We start from the raw sequence: 17,281 nt of genomic DNA on the forward strand, positions 1-17,281 counted from the left end.
CAACATACAATGAGTACAAAAAGACAATGGGAAACCATTAAAGAATACGAGGATATTTTTTTCGATTATTACGACGGAATTGGCAAGATTACCATTAACCGCGAGCAGGTGCGGAATGCTTTCCGACCAACTACGGTAAACAATATTAGCGATGCGTTACATATTTGTCGCGAGGACCAGCGCATAAATGTAATTGTGTTAACAGGTGCCGGAGATAAGGCATTTTGTGCGGGTGGCGACCAGAATGTAAAAGGCACCGGTGGTTACATCGACGAAAATGGGATTCCACGACTGAACATTCTTGAGGTACAGAAACAAATTCGCAGCATGCCAAAACCTGTAATTGCCATGGTGAATGGATATGCCATTGGTGGTGGTCATGTGCTACATGTAGTTTGCGACATTAGTATTGCCAGCGAAAATGCCATTTTTGGACAAACCGGACCTAAAGTAGGTAGCTTCGATGCAGGATTAGGCTCATCGTACCTGGCAAGTGTTGTGGGACAAAAGAAAGCCCGCGAAATTTGGTTTATGTGTCGTCAGTACTCGGCTGCCGAAGCGCTTGAAATGGGATTGGTAAACAAAGTTGTTCCGCTAGATCAGCTGGAAGACGAGGTAGTTGCATGGGCACAAAAAATGCAGGAACACAGTCCGCTGGCATTGCGTATGCTAAAACTTGGATTGAACGCAGAACTCGACGGTCAGATCGGAATTCAGGAATTCGCCGGAAACGCAACCTTGCTATATTACCTTACCGAGGAAGCACAAGAAGGAAAACATGCTTTCCTTGAAAAGCGCAAACCAGACTTTAAGAAATACCCAAAATTTCCATAATAAAGTTGCGAGACACGAGTTACGAGTTAAGCGAAGCGAATTGAAAATCGGCCACAGCCAAATCCCGACCGCAGCGTCGAGGTATCGAGTATCAAGCATCAATTATCTAGAATCTAGTATCCAAAATCAATTATGGCAACAGCAAAAAGTTGGGTAAAAGCTTCACGGTTACGAACACTGCCACTGGCATTGTCGGGTATTTTAATGGGCTCGGCACTGGCAGTATTTTGGCATGGGTTTAACTGGCTGATTTTTATTCTTGCAATGCTCACCGCAACGCTGATACAGGTGTTCTCGAACTTCGCCAACGATTATGGCGATTTCCAAAAGGGCACCGACAATCATCAGCGATTGGGGCCAACACGAACAATGCAGGGCGGAGAAATCACCATCAAAGAAATGAAATCCGGAATGTTTGTAGTTGCCGGACTAAGCTTTTTGTTGGGAATTATTTTGGTGTTCGCCGGAACCTGGCATCACAGCCCAACTGCATTTTTTGTATTTATCGGACTGGGAATACTGGCACTTTTAGCCGCCTATTTCTACACTGCAGGCAAACGATCATACGGTTATATCGGATTGGGTGACTTGTTTGTATTTCTCTTTTTCGGATTGCTACCTGTGATCGGTGTTTTTTACCTGCACAATAATGTTATTGAAACTGCTGTTTGGCTGCCGGCCATCAGTATAGGATTCTTTAGTACCGGAGTTTTGAACCTGAACAACACCCGCGACATTGATAACGACAAGCAGTCTGGGAAAATAACGATTGCCGTAAAACTTGGTCCATTAAGAAGTAGAATCTACCATACGATAATTATTTTACTGGCATGGATTGCACTGATCGCTTTTACGGTTCAACAACAAAAAACAGCATGGCAGTGGTTATATCTTTTGATATTGCCAATTTCAATAATCGACATCATCAAAATATTTCGCATAAAAGACGGACGCCAGCTTGACCCGTTTTTAAAACGGTTGGCACTGCAAACTTTGGCATTAACATTACTATTCTCGCTTGGATTGATATTAACATGATAAAAGCCCGCTTCCAAAAATATGAGCTGCATTTTAAGCAAGCTGCCGGCACATCGCGGGGGGTGTTAAAAACACGCACGGTTTGGTATTTATTTTTGGAAGAGAACGGCGTAACAGGACTTGGCGAATGCGCTCCACTACCAGGATTGAGTATTGAAACGCCTGAACAAGTTGAAGTGCAGTTGGATAAAATCTGCGCTGACCCTAAGCTTTTCATAAATAATATTGACTTGTTAAAAGATATTTCATCGCTGAAATTTGCTTTAGAATCGGCTTTGCTGGATTTGAAAAACGGCGGAAAAAGAGACCCATTTCCGTCAGCGTTTTCACATGGAAAGGAAGGTATTCCAATTAATGGACTGATCTGGATGAACGAGATCGAGAACATGCAGCGCCAGATAGAAGAAAAACTGGCAGCCGGTTTTCGATGTATCAAACTAAAAATTGGAGCAAAAGATTTTGAGCAGGAACTGGCACTTTTAAAAGCTGTGCGCGAGCGTTTCTCAAGCGATCAGATAGTTCTTCGTGTAGATGCCAACGGCGCTTTTGATAAAGATTCTGCTGACGAGAAATTGAAACGACTTGCCGAGTTACAGCTTCATTCCATTGAACAACCGATACCTGCAGGACTGTGGAACGAAATGGCTGAATTGTGTAAAACCACTCCCCTGCCCATCGCTCTCGATGAAGAATTAATTGGCATAAACGACCGCAGAGAAAAAATACAACTACTCGATACAATCCGTCCTCAGTTTTTGGTTTTAAAACCAAGTCTGCACGGTGGTATTTCGGGTTGCGATGAATGGATTAATTTGGCCAACGAACGATCCATTGGTTGGTGGATCACATCGTACCTGGAGTCGAATATCGGTTTAAATGTCATTGCACAATGGGCCTTCACGAAAAACACCACCATGCATCAGGGCCTGGGAACCGGCCAGCTTTTTACCAATAACATTGAATCGCCACTTGAAATTCGTGGCGAAGAATTGTGGTTCAATACCGCAAAATCATTCGAAATGTAATGGAACTGTTTCCGTCACATATTACCATAAATGGGCAATCGGGAAACATAAAAGAGTTGCTGCAACAGAAACCTAACAGTGAGTGGGAACAACGCTGGGTGGAATTCTTGAAAGAATGGTACAATCCAAATGACTATATCGAAGTACAAACATCGGGAAGTACGGGAACACCAAAAACCATAACACTTAAAAAGGATTTTGTGGCGTCCAGTGCACTTCGCACCATTCGCTTTTTTAATTTGCAGAACGGTGACCGCATTTTACATTGTCTGCCCAGTCGATACATTGCAGGGAAACTGATGACGGTGCGCGCCCTAATAGGCAAACTCGATTTACTGCTTGTTGAACCGGCATCAGACTTTACAAGTTTGCCAACTGATAAGCCCATAAAATTTGCGGCTATGGTTATTAACCAGGTAACTAAGTACCTGGCACTGCCAGAGCAAAATATTGAAAACCTGCTGATTGGAGGTTCTGCTATTCCTAAACCACTGGAAGAGCAACTGCAGCAAATTTCAACACGATGTTATTCGAGTTACGCCATGACGGAAACGGCAACTCACATCGCCCTACGCAAATTAAATGGTAGCGACAAAACTGAATGTTACCAATGTCTTGATGATATTTCTGTTGAATTGGGTGAACGCGATTGTATCAGAATTTTGATGCCGGGACTTGAAAACGGATTCATTCAAACCAACGATTTGGGGAAATTAAAAGACAGTCATCATTTTAAAGTACTTGGGCGAGTTGACAACGTCATCATTTCAGGAGGAATAAAATTTCTGCCCGAACAAATCGAGGAGAAATTGGCAAAAGATATGCCCCTTCCCTATGCAATCGGTTCGGTGCCGGATGAAAAACTCGGCGCGAAAATAATTCTGATAATTGAAGGTAAGGCAGATGAGAATATGAAAACCAGCATAGAGACTCACTGCTCTAATCTACTTTCGAAATACGAACAACCAAAGGACATCCGTTTTATCGAAAAACTTCCACGCACCGAAAATGGCAAGATAAACCAGAAAGAACTGAAAATGATTCTGAAAAATTAAGCTGCCAGTAAAGCTTGTCTTTTTAGATGCTGAACAATAATTTTATTAGCTTTGTTTTAGCCTATTCGACAAATTGAAACAAACTCAAGATGGATAAATTATTAGAATATAATCCGATATTACTGGCTCTTGGAGCTACGCTTTTCACCTGGTTTTTAACCGCAGCCGGCGCATCAATGGTGTTCTTCTTCAAATCGATTAATAAGAAGATATTAAACTCGATGCTTGGTTTTGCTGCGGGTGTAATGATAGCGGCCAGTTTCTGGTCCTTATTAAAACCGGCTATTGAAATGGCTGAGGCGCAAGGCGAACTATCATGGAAGCCTGCTGTAATCGGATTTTTAGCGGGTGGAGCTTTTCTTTTGTTAATCGATAAGATTCTGCCTCACCTGCATATGGGTTTATCCATCGACAAAGCCGAGGGGATTCCAACAACTTGGCAGCGAAGCATACTCCTGGTGCTGGCTATTACGCTCCATAATATTCCTGAAGGACTGGCTGTAGGCGTTGCGTTTGGTGCGCTGGCCAATAATCCCGACATGGGGATTCTTACCGGAGCTGTAGCCTTAGCGATGGGAATTGGACTGCAAAACTTCCCCGAGGGAGCTGCAGTTTCTATTCCGCTGCGCCGTGAAGGATTGTCGCGATGGAAGTCGTTTAATTACGGACAGCTATCCGGGATTGTTGAGCCGATGGCAGGAGTACTGGGAGCTTACCTGGTTTTAACCATCGAACCGCTGTTGCCTTATGCCCTGTCGTTTGCAGCCGGAGCAATGATTTTTGTGGTTGTGGAAGAATTGATTCCCGAATCGCAAAGAGGCAACGAAACCGATTTATCGACCATTGGTGCCATGTTGGGTTTTGCCACCATGATGCTGCTGGATGTAGCACTTGGTTAGATCATTAATTTTATTCAATTAAAAAAATATTAAACAGATGAAGACAACACCACAGCATAACAAGCGAGTGGCAGAAATGACATTTGCCGCAGTATACCCGCACTATGTAGCAAAAGTGGAGAAAAAAGGAAGGACAAAAGAAGAATTGCATCAGGTAATTGAATGGCTGACAGGCTTTAACGAAAGCAAGGTTCAAGAAATGATCAATACAAATGTAACTTTTGAGACCTTCTTCGAAAAAGCTGAATTAAATCCAAAAGCTGAATTAATTAAGGGAGTGATTTGCGGTTACCGGATAGAGGAAATCGATAACGTTCTGACCAAACAGGTACGATACTTAGATAAACTGATTGACGAATTGGCGAAAGGCAGAAAGATGGAGAAAATATTGCGAGAATAGTAGATTTGATTCAAAAAGCCATCCTTTAATTTCAAACCAACAAAATGACTAACAAAAACCAAATAGAAGAGTTACTTCAGGAACAGGATCTTACCGAATATAAATGGATCGATCCGAAAGAAATTGTTGTAGCACAATGGGTACGTGTTAAATGTTATTTTGGCTGCAGCGATTACGGTCTTGGTTCGTGCCCGCCCAATACGCCGTCGGTAAGCGAGTGCGAGCGCTTTTTTAAAGAATACAAAAGTGCACTGGTTATTAAACTGAATAAATTTGCCGACAAAAACGACTATCCTTCCGATTGGTCACGAGAAATGACTAACAAACTTTTGGGAGTGGAACGGGCTGTTTTTCTAATGGGTCATCCAAAAGTTTTTCTGTTAAACCAAACCTGTTGCACCTTGTGCAACGATTGTTCGGGTAACCGACTCGAATGTCACGATAAAAGAAACGCACGCCCAAGCCCCGAGAGTTTTGCGGTGGATGTGTACCAAACCGTACAAAAAGTGGGAATGGAAATCAATGTGGTGGCCAATAATCCGGGTGACATGAATCGGATTGCCCTGCTTTTAATCGAATAATTCGAAAAGAGTACTAAAGCTCAGTTAAAACATTCAACGAAACCAGGTGTTCAATTACACCCCATTCTTTTAAAAACCAATTGTCCTTGTCGATGTAAAACGAGCTGATGGAGGAATTATTTATGGAGAATGAACGTGGCTCATCCAGCTTAAGATTAAAGGTTCTATACATCATCATTTCCAGCACCAAACCATGCGAAACGATCAGTACTTTCTGATCCTTATACTTACTGGCAAGAGCTTCAATTTCCGATGTTACACGAGTATACATCTGCTCAATACTTTCGCCACCGGGAACTACAAATCCGGGATTTCGTTCTTTATAACGGCGAAATTCTTCGGGGTACATTTCTTCAATCTCCGCAAAGTTCTTTCCTTCGAAAATACCAAAAGAGCGTTCACGTAAATTCAGGTTATATTTATGCGGTAACGACAGTTGTTTATTGATGATTTTGGCAGTTTCCACAGCGCGCTCAAGATCGCTGCTTACAAGTACATCAAACTCACGTCTAACCAGTGCCTCTGCTACCAATTCTGCCTGTGTAATCCCGTTTTCAGAAAGCTTACTGTTACGCTGCCCTTGTATGCGTTTCTGCACATTCCACATTGTTTCTCCGTGTCGTATTATTGTAATTTCTGTAGCCATTGCTTATTCAAATTTGTGCGAAGATGAACTATTTTTCTTCTAAAAAAGATAATTCAGTATGATATTATCATGAAGTTTGTGTTAGGAGAGTCCGAATAAAAAACAAAAAGCCACCCAGAAGAGCAGCTTTTGATTTATCTTTCAAAGTAATCTTAGATCTTTTCCGGAGTAGGCATTTCCAGCAGTTTATCAGCCATTGCGTTAGCCAACTTAATCAACTCTTCCTGCGTTTGCACCTTCATATTGCCTTTTTCTTCGATCGGTTCGTAAACCATATCCCACTTAATTTTTTCGGCAAAAGTTTTCAGGTTTTTCACGCCGCCACCGTTCCACGAGTAGTTACCAAAAATACCAAGTAAGTGATCTTTTGGCGCCATGTGTTCGATGGTTGTAAGCAGTGTTTCCACATTCGGGAACATCGCATTGTTATACGCCGCGCTACCCACAATAAATCCTTTGTATTTAAAAATGTCGTTGATAATGTACGAAGAGTGTGTTTTTGAAGCATCGTAAACACGGATGTTTTTGATACCGCGCACCGAAATCTGACGTGCAATGGTTTCCGCCATTTTTTTGGTGTTTCCGTACATTGATCCGTAAACGATAACCACACCCCGATCCAAATCGTAAGAACTCCATTTGTTGTAACGCTTCAATATCCAGTTCAGGTCGCTGCGCCAAATTGGACCGTGCGTTGCCGCAATCATTTTAATATCCAGTCCGGCAAGTTTTTTAATAGCGCGCTGTGTATGCGGACAATATTTACCAACGATATTGGTGAAATAACGCATCACTTCCACTTCGTAAAAATCAAGGTTGATCTCGTCATCGAAAATACCACCGTCCATGGTTCCATAGCTACCAAAAGCATCTCCCGAGAAAAGGATTTTGTTGGTTTCTTCGTAAGTCACCATTGTTTCAGGCCAGTGTACCATCGGAATCATCTGGAACTGCAACTTGTGTTTTCCCAGATCAAGTACATGATCGTCGTGCACCATGTGCACATTTTCCGGTTTCATGTAATATGATTCCACAAAACCAAAAGTCTTTTTATTACCTACAAGCGTAATATTCGGGTAACGATGAACGATTGCTTTTAAAGCTCCCGAGTGGTCGGGTTCCATATGGTTAATAATCAGGTAATCCACCTCGCGGTCGCCAATAATTTCTTCAATGGCATCAAGGTAATCATCAATAAAAGCACGTTCAACGGTGTCAACCAGTGCAATCTTTTCATCAACAATCAAATAGCTGTTATACGAAACCCCGTGTGGGATTGGCCAAATGTTCTCGAACAAGTGAGTACGGCGGTCGTTAAATCCCAAATAATAAATATCTTCTGCAAGATTTACTTGTAGCATAATTTTCAGTTTTTATATCATTTTTCCAAACACGCACAAAATTAGTGAATTTCGGCTGACAGCCCATAAAATTATTTCGTACTGCCCTTATTTAGAATATGGGTTAAGAGAATGTTAGGTAAACAAGATTGATAAGAGATTGAAAGTAGATTGAATTTTAGATTGAATGAGATTGCTTCAGTCGTTCCTCCCTCGCAATGACATTGTTTATAGAACATACCCGGCAGCGGACAATGAAAGATTTCCTTTCGGCAAGATTTATGGTTGTCCGCTGCCCAATCCTATAAAATACTTGTCATTGCGATCCGCCAACTGGCGGAGAAGCAATCTTGCAAATTAGAGTTTTGCCAACTGCCAACTACTGGTAGCTTGTGGCTAGTAGTTGATTTTATCAATCTTAAATTCAATCTTTCTCTGCAACCGAAAGAATTTTATCTTTGGGGCTGAATTCAAATTAGAACTATGTCGATTGATCAGAAAAGCCGTGCCATGACTTTCCCTCGCGTTGGAAAATTCATTATAATATTTTTTGCTGCCGCATTTATCCTTGTCGGCGCGCGGGGATATCAGCTTTACCAGTATATTTTTCAGGAAAATGTAAAAATCGATTATCTGATACTGGTTTCAGATGATGATGATATAAAGAGTATTACCGAAAAACTCGAATCCGACGAAGTCTTAATCAATGTAAAGGCTTTTAAATGGGTGGCCAAAAAGAAAAAATATTCCGAATATATGCGACCGGGCCGTTACCAATTAAAAAAAGGAATGAACACCAACGAATTGGTGAATATGCTTCGCAGCGGCGCGCAATCACCGGTAAACATTACTTTCAACAATGTTCGTTTTAAAGAAGAACTGGCCGGAAAAGTAAGTAAGTACATTAAAGCCGATTCTACCTCGTTATTGCAACTGTTTTCAGATGAACAACAGATCACCGACTGGGGATTTACAGACGAAAATTTCCGTGCCATGTTTATTCCGAACACTTACGAAATGTATTGGACAACATCCGCCGAAGAGTTTGCCCAGCGCATGAAAACGGAGTACGATCGTTTCTGGAACGATACGCGCACTGAACAGGCAGCTAAAATGGGGTTAACACCGCAACAAGTGGTTACACTGGCCTCCATTGTTCAGTCGGAAACTTTAAAACCCGATGAGCTGAAAACCGTAGCCGGACTCTACATCAACCGCTTGAATAAGGGAATTGCATTGCAAGCCGACCCAACCGTAAAATATGCTGTAGGTGACTACTCCATCAAACGGGTTTTGAATAAACATCTCGAAATCGATTCGCCATACAACACCTACAAATATGCAGGTTTACCACCGGGGCCAATCTGTTTTCCGGAAATAACTTCGATTGATGCCGTACTGAATTTCGAAGATCACAATTACCTGTATATGTGTGCTCGCGAAGATTTTTCGGGCTACCACAATTTTGCTAAAACGCTCAGTCAGCATAACAAAAACGCGAAAAAATACCGCGATGCGCTCGACGAACGACGCATTTATAAATAAGCTACAAATCCTGAAGTAAACTCCCGAATCATCCAAAAAATATAGGTGTAAACCTGTTTTATCTCGTCTTGAATAATGATAACGAATTTAATTACGTTAAAATGAAAAAACTGCTCATCCTGGTGCTTAGCCTGTGTGCCACCACTCTTTTTGCCCAAAATAAAATTTGGGAAGATCCCACTTACATTGCCAAAAACAAAATTCCGGCAAGAGCCACTTCTTACTCTTATAAATCTGCTGATGACGCCCTGAATTGCGATCGTGAAACTTCGAGAATGATTTCGCTGAACGGAACCTGGAAATTCAATTTTGTGGAAAAGGAAGAAGATCGTCCGCTGGATTTTTATAAGCAGGATGTTTCCGGCTGGGATGACATTGAAGTTCCGTCGAACTGGGAGATGAAAGGCTACGGAACGCCAATTTATGTAAGTGCCGGCTATCCTTTCCGTCCGGAATTGCCTGCCGAAGCACAGGAAGATCCGATTGCCTGGTATAAAAAAAACTATGATGTTCCGGAAGGATTGTCAACGGAAGAACTTTATCGTAGGTTTTATGCCGAGGTTGGTTCAAAAATAGTTCCGCAACCACCTTTTATTACACGTGACAATGCAGTTGGATCGTACGCTCGTACTTTTACGATTCCTGAAGATTGGAACAACCAAAAAATTGTATTGCATTTTGGCGGTGTAAGTTCAGCCATGTTTGTTTATGTAAACGAGCAAAAAGTGGGTTACAGCCAGGGCAGCCGTTTGCCAGCCGAATTTGATATTACAGATTTTGTAAAATCCGGCGAAAATAAACTCGCAGTTCAGGTTTTTCGTTGGTGCGATGGAAGTTATCTGGAAGATCAGGACCACTGGCGAATGAGTGGTATTCACCGAGAAGTGCTGGTGATGGCACAACCAAAAGTAGCCATCGAAGACTTTTTTATCCGCACTCGTTTAGATGCCAATTATCAGGATGCGCTTCTGCAAATACGTCCAACTCTTACTCGCGGTGCCGATGTTGACACAAAAGGCTGGACACTGGAAGCCGAATTGTACTGCCCGCAAAACAACAAGGTTTTGCAAGCTCCAATCACCAAAGATGTTGACGACATTATTTACGAAGGATATCCGCAACGCGACAATGTATATTTCGGATTACTGGAAGAAAAAATCATTAGTCCGGAACTGTGGTCGGCAGAAAAACCAACACTTTACACTCTAGTACTTTCGTTGAAAGATGCAGATGGAAACATTGTTGAAGCACGTTCTGCAAAAATCGGGTTCCGCGAAATAGAGACTAAAAACGGGCAGCTTTATGTAAACGGAAAGTCCATAAAATTATATGGTGTTAACCGTCATGATCACGACCATCTGAACGGTAAAACGGTTACTCACGAAGATATGGAGAACGACGTGTTGTTGATGAAACGTTTCAATTTTAATGCGGTTCGTACAAGTCACTACCCTAACGATCCGTATTTCTACGATCTTTGCGACCAGTACGGCCTTTATGTGCTCGACGAAGCCAATATTGAAACACATGGATTAATGGGCTACCTCACCAACCAATCGGAATGGCACACGGCATTTCAAGACCGTGTAGTTCGCATGGTGGAGCGCGATAAAAACCATCCATCGATTATTGGCTGGTCGCTCGGTAATGAATCGGGAATGGGACCAAACCACGCCGGGGCTGCCGCTTGGGCGAAAGATTTCGATCCTACACGTTTTATCCATTACGAAGGAGCACAGGGGCAACCGGAACACAAAGATTACAAAGCTTACGGATCGCCGGAATACAGAGAATTAGGAAGAACTGCCAATCCAACCGATCCGCTTTGGGTTGATGTGATCAGTCGTATGTATGCCAACCTCGAGGATTTGGAAGCGCTGGCAAAAAGCCCGTACATCAGTCGTCCTATTATGGAATGCGAATATGCACATGCCATGGGTAACTCTTTGGGTAATTTCCAGGAATACTGGGATTTGATGCACTGCTACCCGAACCTGATCGGAGGTTTTATTTGGGACTGGATCGATCAGGGAGTGCTGACAACCGATGAAAACGGTAAAGAATTTTTTGCTTACGGTGGCGATTTGGGCGACATGCCCAATGACAATAACTTCTGTATGAACGGAGTGATCGCATCCGACCGCACACCAAAACCACAAACCTGGGAAGCTAAATATGTGATGCAGCCTGTTCAAATAACTGCTGTTGATCTGGAAAACGGACTGATTCGTATATTAAGTCGTTTTAATTTTGTCAACCTAAACGAATACCAGGTTAGCTGGACTTTAAGTGAGGATGCTACAGAAATTCAGTCAGGAACGTTGAATGGACTGAGTCTGAATCCAGGAGCAAGTGCAGTAGTTGAAATTCCATTTGACGAGATAAAAACAAAAGCAAATGCAGAATATTGGTTGCGTATCAGTGTTCAACTGAAACAGGATAAAAACTGGGCTAATGCAGGTCATGAACTGGCCAAACAACAATTCAGACTTCCGGTAGAAACAGTTGCCTCAGTTAAAAAAGAAAATAAACTTGCCAATCCTAATTTTACCGAAACCGACTATCTAATCTCAGTAACAGGTAAAGGCTTTAAAGTTGATATCGATAAAGAAAGTGGTTTAATTGTTAGCTATCAAAAAGGCAATGTCCAACTTATTACATCAGCATTAAAACCGTATTTCTGGCGTCCGTTAACCGATAATGATGAACGTGGATGGAGAGCGCAACAACTTATTCCTTTCTGGAAAGACCTGCCGGAAAAACTAACTGTAAATAAATTAAAGGCTGATGCCTCCACATCAATTATTTCAGCAGATCTGAACTACGAAGGACTGAGCTTAAAACTGGTTTATACATTTACCAACGATGGAACAATAGACGTTAAATTTGACCTGGAGATTCCGGAAGAAATGCCGGAGCCAATTCGTGTAGGAATGAGCATGGGCGTTTCAACCGACCTGCAACAAATGAGCTTTTATGGTAAAGGTCCATTTGAAAATTACTCCGACAGAAATGGCGGGGCTGAAGTAGCTATTTACAACGGAATTGTTGATGACTTTTACTACGACTACACCAAACCACAGGAAAGTAGCAACCACACCTGTGTGCGTTGGCTGGCGCTTACCAATAATAACTCAGGACTGATGGTGCTTGGTGAAACACCACTGCAAACTTCAGTTTGGCCGTATACTGCCGAGAATATTCATGAAGCACAACACCCGACAGAACTGGAAAAAGCAGATGTTTTAACGGTCAATATCAGCCATAAAATGGCCGGTGTTGGTGGTAACGATACGTGGTCGATCAATGCACGACCAATAGAAAAATACCGACTATTGGAAAAAGAATACAGTTATGAATTTAAGCTGGTGCCACTGTCGAAGGCTAAAGACTTGCAAGAAATTTATCGCTATACAAAATAGAAAAGGCAGACTTTAATCTAAACCATTAAAAAACCGGCTTTGTTCCTCTAAGCCGGTTTTTATTTTTTTATCAGTGTTCGTTTTATAACTCAGCAACAACTGAGCGACTTGCTCTATTTGCTTTTTCCCGGGCTTCTTCCACCGAGTTAGCTCTTGCCAGACAAACTCCCATACGTCGTTCGCCTTTTACTTCGGGTTTACCAAATAAACGCATTTGCGTATCCGGATCACTCAAAACTTCTGTAAGGTTAGAGAAAGCCACTTGTTTTGATTCTCCTTTTACCATAATCACACTACTTGCCGATGGCCCGTGAAATTTGATGTTTGGAATAGGCAAACCTAGAATCGCTCTAACATGCAAAGCAAATTCACTCAAATCCTGAGAGATCATTGTTACCATTCCGGTATCGTGCGGGCGAGGCGAAAGCTCGCTAAAATATACAGTATCGTTTTTCACAAAAAATTCAACTCCGAATAAACCGCGGCCGCCAAGCGCTTCAACAACTGTTTTTGCAATGTGTTGTGCTTCTGCTAGAGCCTTTTCCGACATGGCTTGTGGTTGCCACGATTCCTGGTAGTCGCCACCTTCCTGACGATGACCAATTGGTTCGCAGAATGACACTCCCCCAACATGACTGATCGTTAGCAAAGTAATTTCATAATCAAAATCAACAAAACCTTCTACAATCACACGGTCGCTATTTCCACGGGCACCTTCCAGTGCGTAATTCCAGGCGTAATCAATATCGCCAGCACTTTTCACCACACTTTGTCCTTTACCCGACGAGCTCATGATCGGTTTCACCACACAAGGAAATCCAATTTCCTCAATCGCGGCTATAAACTCTTCTTTTGTTCCGGCAAATTTATATGGCGAGGTAGAAAGCTCCAATTCTTCGGCCGCTAAAGTTCTGATTCCCTCTCGATTCATAGTCAATCGCGTTGCATTTGCTGTTGGAATCACATGAAAACCTTCCTTCTCCAACTCCAGCAATTTATCGGTAGCAATGGCTTCCACTTCCGGGATGATGTAATCAGGTTTTTCAGTCCGGATAATTTCTGCCAACCGATCGCCGTCAAGCATTGACGCCACATAATAACGATCGGCAACCTGCATGGCCGGCGCATTTTCGTAACTATCAACCGCTATAACTTCCACGCCGTAACGCTGAAATTCGATTACCACTTCTTTTCCTAATTCACCCGATCCCAGCAATATAACCTTTGTTGCCGTTGGCGAAAATTTTGTTCCCAAAACTACCTTTGTGCTCATTCCTGTTTTTTCTTTTTTTTGAAACGACAAAAGTAAATTTATTTACGACTGTACATTTTAATACAGGCGCCTGATACTGTTTTGCTAACATTTTGTTGAAACTGAACAATAAACCGTTTACGAGAATTTATTTTGCGGGATGAACAAAGTAAATTCCCCAATAGTTATCCCTGTATAAATCACTCACTATGAACTCAATAAAAAAAGAACAAATTAGCCAGGAAGTTTTCGACCTGTACGATGATTACGCTCATAGCCGAATCGATCGCAGGAAATTCGTTGAACGCCTTTCAGCCTACGCTGTGGGGGGATTAACCGTTTCGTCGCTTATGAGTTTTATAATGCCCAACTATCAGGATAAAATTCAGATTAAAGCAGATGATGGACGGCTGAAAACAGAAACAATCGAATACCAATCGCCCAAAGGTGGAGGAAAAATTAGTGCCCAATTATCAAGGCCGGCGGGGAATACAAAAAAACTACCCGGAATTGTTGTGGTACACGAAAACCGTGGTTTAAATCCTCACATTGCCGATGTTGGCCGACGTGCAGCTTTGGCGGGATTTATTTCCATTTCGCCCGATGCGCTGAGCCCGCTGGGAGGTTATCCGGGGAATGATGATGACGGCCGAACCATGCAACGTGAACGCGACCGGGACGAAATGCTGCAAGACTTTATTGCTGCTTTCGAAACGCTGAAATCACATCCTGAATGCGATGGCAACATTGGTGTGGTTGGTTTTTGTTTTGGTGGCTGGATATCGAATATGATGGCGGTTGAAGTTTCTGATTTAAAAGCTGCTGTGCCATTTTATGGCGGTCAGCCTTCAGAAGAACAAACAAAGCAGATTGAAGCACCACTTCTGCTGCATTATGCAGAACTGGACACACGCGTAAACGCAGGATGGCCGGACTATGAAGCGGCTCTGAAAAAATACAACAAAGAATACACCACACACATGTATCCGGGAGTGAATCATGGCTTCCATAATGATACCACACCACGTTATGACGAAGCTGCGGCCAAACTAGCATGGAGTCGTACCGTCGACTTTTTCAAAGAAAAACTGGTTTAAGATTTTAGCTCCCCCCTACTGATTCCGACATAATTTTGTTTCTTTACAAAAACACAAATTATGTCGGTTACAATTGATGGCGCAAGCTATAAAACCTTTGAAACTCCTCGTTTAATTCTTCGCCCGGTTCAGGAAATGGATGCGAATTTTATCTATCGTCTGTTCCGCTCCGAAAATTGGCTGAAATATATTGGCGAACGAGATGTACATTCCGAAGAAGAAGCGCGTGTTTACATTCGGGAGAAGATATATCCACAGTTGAAGAAACTTGGCTACGGAAACTACATGGTTATTCGAAAAGCGGACGATGCAAGGATGGGCACCTGCGGACTTTATGATCGTGAAGGGCTGGAAGGTATCGATATTGGATTTGCTTTTCTTCCGGAGTTTGAAGGTCTGGGGTATGCGTTTGAAGCTGCTGAAAGAATAAAAAAAGCTGGTCTCGAAGATTTCGAAATTGAGAATATAACTGCAATAACCGCGAAATTTAATCTACGTTCGCAGCGATTATTAGAAAGACTTGGATTGCGTTTTACAAAACATGTAACACTGCCAAACGAAACTGAAGAAATTATGTTTTATCAATTGAAGGATTGATGCAGATTGATTTTAAGATTGATAGAAGATTGACGCACAAAGCTAGAAGTGTCAATCTCGCAACTTTTGCATTTGAACTTTTGCCTTTTGCCTTGTTTTTTACTCTTCATCCAATTCTACATAAAGCTGCGTAGCCTCAACTTTGGTAACCACTATTTTTTCGTCTTTATCGATAAAACCGGTAACAGCAACTGCATCGTACACTTCGCCATCAATGTTTATTTTTCCTCCGGGACGTAAAACGGTTTGCGCAATTCCCTTTTTCCCTTTTAAGTCGAAAAGTTTGGTTTCAACGCTAACAAAACCTTCATCAACATGCTGAACCGTATTCAAGGCAAAGTTTTTAAACATGCCGTGCTCAGCCGTAAACATTCGTTTCCCAAGATAAAGAGCGAGAATAAATCCACCGAAAATACCGATGACGACAGTGGCAATTGCTGTTCCAACACCTCGCATTTCAACACCTTCAAAATCAAAATGTACATTATCGATCAAACTCAACACCAGACCCACAAAGACAAAAGTTACTCCCAGCGCTCCGGCAACTCCGAAGCCCGGAATGACAAATATCTCCACCGCAATAAGAATCAGCCCGACAATAAAAAGAGCGATTTCCCAATGTTCTGCCAAACCTTCGAGATAAAGCGGCATGAAATATAGCAAAGCAGCTAAAATTGCAATTCCCAACGGGAAACCTATACCAGGCGATTGCATCTCGAAATAAATACCCCCGATAATAGCCATAATCAACAATCCGGACACCATTGGATGAACAAGTAAGCCAATGATTTTCTCAATTACGGTTGGCTCATATTCAAATAGTTCATAATCGTCAACGCCAACCTGGTGAAGTACCTCTTTTACAGTTTCGGCTGTTCCTTCGCAATAACCATGTTCCATCGCCTCCGAAGGCGTGAAAGTCAGCACTTGTCCGGTATCAGAAACGCCTTCAACAAAAATGCGTTCATCGACCATAGCTTCTGCAATTTTCGGATCGCGAAACCATTCAATTATAGTATCACCACTGGCTGTAATTGTAGTATCTTTTCCATGCGCTTCGGCAGTGGCCCGCATGGTCGATCGCATATAACTCTGGTATTTATCGGGCATGGCCGCGCCGGTTTGATTTACCACCGTTGCCGCACCAATACTGCCTCCCGGACGCATGTAAATTCCGTCGCAGGCAATTGAGATCAACGCTCCTGCCGAAGCCGCATTGTTGTCGACAAACACATAAACCGGAATTTTGCTTTGCAGAATACGGGTGCGAATAGAATCCGCATCAACCACAGTTCCGCCATACGTATTCATGTGAATCAGAAATACATCGGCTTTTACCGAATCGGCCTCTGCAAAAGCCTGGCTCACCTGACGGCGAGTGGCCGGGGTAATTTCGGATTTGATATTCAGAAGAAACACTTTTTTCTTGTTCGCCTCCTGAGCAAAAGCACCAAGAGTGGCAAGTACAAATAACAAAATCCAGAAATTCTTTAGCTTCATGGCATTGATTTTTTTCAAGTTCCAAATTACAAAAAACAAATTACAATTTA

General features: G+C 42.4%; 15 protein-coding genes. 11 read left to right on the forward strand and 4 right to left on the reverse strand.

Annotated elements, in window-relative coordinates:
• The first annotated feature begins 9 nt into the window (after nucleotides 1-9).
• From menB to SLH46_RS15065, 7 genes are all read left to right on the forward strand, one after another.
• On the forward strand, nucleotides 10-834 hold the full coding sequence (gene menB, locus SLH46_RS15035; RefSeq protein WP_320282031.1) for a 1,4-dihydroxy-2-naphthoyl-CoA synthase: 825 nt from the start codon (nucleotides 10-12) through the stop codon (nucleotides 832-834).
• Nucleotides 835-966: 132 nt separating this feature from the next.
• Nucleotides 967-1,872, forward strand: coding sequence for a 1,4-dihydroxy-2-naphthoate polyprenyltransferase (locus SLH46_RS15040; RefSeq protein WP_320282032.1), 906 nt, complete (start codon nucleotides 967-969; stop codon nucleotides 1,870-1,872).
• Nucleotides 1,869-2,897: an o-succinylbenzoate synthase gene (gene menC / locus SLH46_RS15045; protein WP_320282033.1), complete on the forward strand. Its 1,029-nt coding sequence runs from the start codon at nucleotides 1,869-1,871 to the stop codon at nucleotides 2,895-2,897. Before SLH46_RS15040 ends, menC begins: the two co-directional genes overlap by 4 nt.
• Nucleotides 2,897-3,952 carry an AMP-binding protein gene (locus SLH46_RS15050; RefSeq protein ID WP_320282034.1) on the forward strand — a complete coding sequence of 352 codons (1,056 nt, stop codon included), beginning with the start codon at nucleotides 2,897-2,899 and terminating at the stop codon, nucleotides 3,950-3,952. The genes menC and SLH46_RS15050 overlap by 1 nt, the downstream gene beginning before the upstream one ends.
• 89 nt (nucleotides 3,953-4,041) lie before the next feature.
• A complete protein-coding gene (locus SLH46_RS15055; protein ID WP_320282035.1) occupies nucleotides 4,042-4,851 on the forward strand; it encodes a ZIP family metal transporter in 810 nt (269 codons plus the stop codon).
• A 37-nt stretch (nucleotides 4,852-4,888) separates the two neighbouring features.
• Nucleotides 4,889-5,251: a DUF2200 domain-containing protein gene (locus tag SLH46_RS15060; RefSeq protein ID WP_320282036.1), complete on the forward strand. Its 363-nt coding sequence runs from the start codon at nucleotides 4,889-4,891 to the stop codon at nucleotides 5,249-5,251.
• Nucleotides 5,252-5,295: 44 nt separating this feature from the next.
• Complete coding sequence (locus SLH46_RS15065) at nucleotides 5,296-5,832, forward strand: DUF2284 domain-containing protein (protein WP_320282037.1); 537 nt, start codon at nucleotides 5,296-5,298, stop codon at nucleotides 5,830-5,832.
• 13 nt (nucleotides 5,833-5,845) lie between these two features.
• Here SLH46_RS15065 and SLH46_RS15070 read toward each other — a convergent pair whose 3' ends face one another.
• Nucleotides 5,846-6,478 carry a histidine phosphatase family protein gene (locus SLH46_RS15070; protein ID WP_320282038.1) on the reverse strand — a complete coding sequence of 211 codons (633 nt, stop codon included), beginning with the start codon at nucleotides 6,476-6,478 and terminating at the stop codon, nucleotides 5,846-5,848.
• Between the two features lie 152 nt (nucleotides 6,479-6,630).
• A complete protein-coding gene (locus SLH46_RS15075; RefSeq protein WP_320282039.1) occupies nucleotides 6,631-7,839 on the reverse strand; it encodes an FprA family A-type flavoprotein in 1,209 nt (402 codons plus the stop codon).
• Nucleotides 7,840-8,301: 462 nt separating this feature from the next.
• On the opposite strand from SLH46_RS15075, the gene mltG reads away from it, so the two are divergent.
• Both mltG and SLH46_RS15085 read left to right on the forward strand, forming a co-directional pair.
• On the forward strand, nucleotides 8,302-9,363 hold the full coding sequence (gene mltG, locus SLH46_RS15080; RefSeq protein ID WP_320282040.1) for an endolytic transglycosylase MltG: 1,062 nt from the start codon (nucleotides 8,302-8,304) through the stop codon (nucleotides 9,361-9,363).
• A 101-nt stretch (nucleotides 9,364-9,464) separates the two neighbouring features.
• Complete coding sequence (locus SLH46_RS15085) at nucleotides 9,465-12,785, forward strand: glycoside hydrolase family 2 TIM barrel-domain containing protein (RefSeq protein WP_320282041.1); 3,321 nt, start codon at nucleotides 9,465-9,467, stop codon at nucleotides 12,783-12,785.
• 82 nt (nucleotides 12,786-12,867) lie between these two features.
• Here SLH46_RS15085 and purT read toward each other — a convergent pair whose 3' ends face one another.
• Complete coding sequence (gene purT, locus SLH46_RS15090) at nucleotides 12,868-14,058, reverse strand: formate-dependent phosphoribosylglycinamide formyltransferase (RefSeq protein ID WP_320282042.1); 1,191 nt, start codon at nucleotides 14,056-14,058, stop codon at nucleotides 12,868-12,870.
• A 188-nt stretch (nucleotides 14,059-14,246) separates the two neighbouring features.
• Between purT and SLH46_RS15095 the strand changes: the two genes are divergently transcribed.
• Nucleotides 14,247-15,134, forward strand: coding sequence for a dienelactone hydrolase family protein (locus SLH46_RS15095; RefSeq protein WP_320282043.1), 888 nt, complete (start codon nucleotides 14,247-14,249; stop codon nucleotides 15,132-15,134).
• Between the two features lie 60 nt (nucleotides 15,135-15,194).
• Nucleotides 15,195-15,731, forward strand: a complete 537-nt coding sequence (locus tag SLH46_RS15100; protein WP_320282044.1) for a GNAT family N-acetyltransferase — start codon at nucleotides 15,195-15,197, stop codon at nucleotides 15,729-15,731.
• A 99-nt stretch (nucleotides 15,732-15,830) separates the two neighbouring features.
• Here SLH46_RS15100 and SLH46_RS15105 read toward each other — a convergent pair whose 3' ends face one another.
• Nucleotides 15,831-17,231 carry an NfeD family protein gene (locus tag SLH46_RS15105; protein WP_320282045.1) on the reverse strand — a complete coding sequence of 467 codons (1,401 nt, stop codon included), beginning with the start codon at nucleotides 17,229-17,231 and terminating at the stop codon, nucleotides 15,831-15,833.
• Nucleotides 17,232-17,281: the final 50 nt, after the last annotated feature.

Origin of the sequence: Draconibacterium sp. IB214405 (assembly GCF_033963885.1) — a bacterium.
Lineage (GTDB): Bacteria > Bacteroidota > Bacteroidia > Bacteroidales > Prolixibacteraceae > Draconibacterium.

Bases quoted from the DNA above. Each gene is read 5' to 3' on its own strand.
- purT (WP_320282042.1), bottom strand. From the start codon at position 14,058: ATGAGCACAAAGGTAGTTTTGGGAACAAAATTTTCGCCAACGGCAACA.
- SLH46_RS15060 (WP_320282036.1), top strand. From the start codon at position 4,889: ATGAAGACAACACCACAGCATAACAAGCGAGTGGCAGAAATGACATTT.
- SLH46_RS15055 (WP_320282035.1), top strand. From the start codon at position 4,042: ATGGATAAATTATTAGAATATAATCCGATATTACTGGCTCTTGGAGCT.
- SLH46_RS15040 (WP_320282032.1), top strand. From the start codon at position 967: ATGGCAACAGCAAAAAGTTGGGTAAAAGCTTCACGGTTACGAACACTG.
- SLH46_RS15095 (WP_320282043.1), top strand. From the start codon at position 14,247: ATGAACTCAATAAAAAAAGAACAAATTAGCCAGGAAGTTTTCGACCTG.
- SLH46_RS15050 (WP_320282034.1), top strand. From the start codon at position 2,897: ATGGAACTGTTTCCGTCACATATTACCATAAATGGGCAATCGGGAAAC.
- menB (WP_320282031.1), top strand. From the start codon at position 10: ATGAGTACAAAAAGACAATGGGAAACCATTAAAGAATACGAGGATATT.
- SLH46_RS15105 (WP_320282045.1), bottom strand. From the start codon at position 17,231: ATGAAGCTAAAGAATTTCTGGATTTTGTTATTTGTACTTGCCACTCTT.
- SLH46_RS15075 (WP_320282039.1), bottom strand. From the start codon at position 7,839: ATGCTACAAGTAAATCTTGCAGAAGATATTTATTATTTGGGATTTAAC.
- mltG (WP_320282040.1), top strand. From the start codon at position 8,302: ATGTCGATTGATCAGAAAAGCCGTGCCATGACTTTCCCTCGCGTTGGA.
- SLH46_RS15100 (WP_320282044.1), top strand. From the start codon at position 15,195: ATGTCGGTTACAATTGATGGCGCAAGCTATAAAACCTTTGAAACTCCT.
- SLH46_RS15085 (WP_320282041.1), top strand. From the start codon at position 9,465: ATGAAAAAACTGCTCATCCTGGTGCTTAGCCTGTGTGCCACCACTCTT.
- SLH46_RS15070 (WP_320282038.1), bottom strand. From the start codon at position 6,478: ATGGCTACAGAAATTACAATAATACGACACGGAGAAACAATGTGGAAT.
- menC (WP_320282033.1), top strand. From the start codon at position 1,869: ATGATAAAAGCCCGCTTCCAAAAATATGAGCTGCATTTTAAGCAAGCT.
- SLH46_RS15065 (WP_320282037.1), top strand. From the start codon at position 5,296: ATGACTAACAAAAACCAAATAGAAGAGTTACTTCAGGAACAGGATCTT.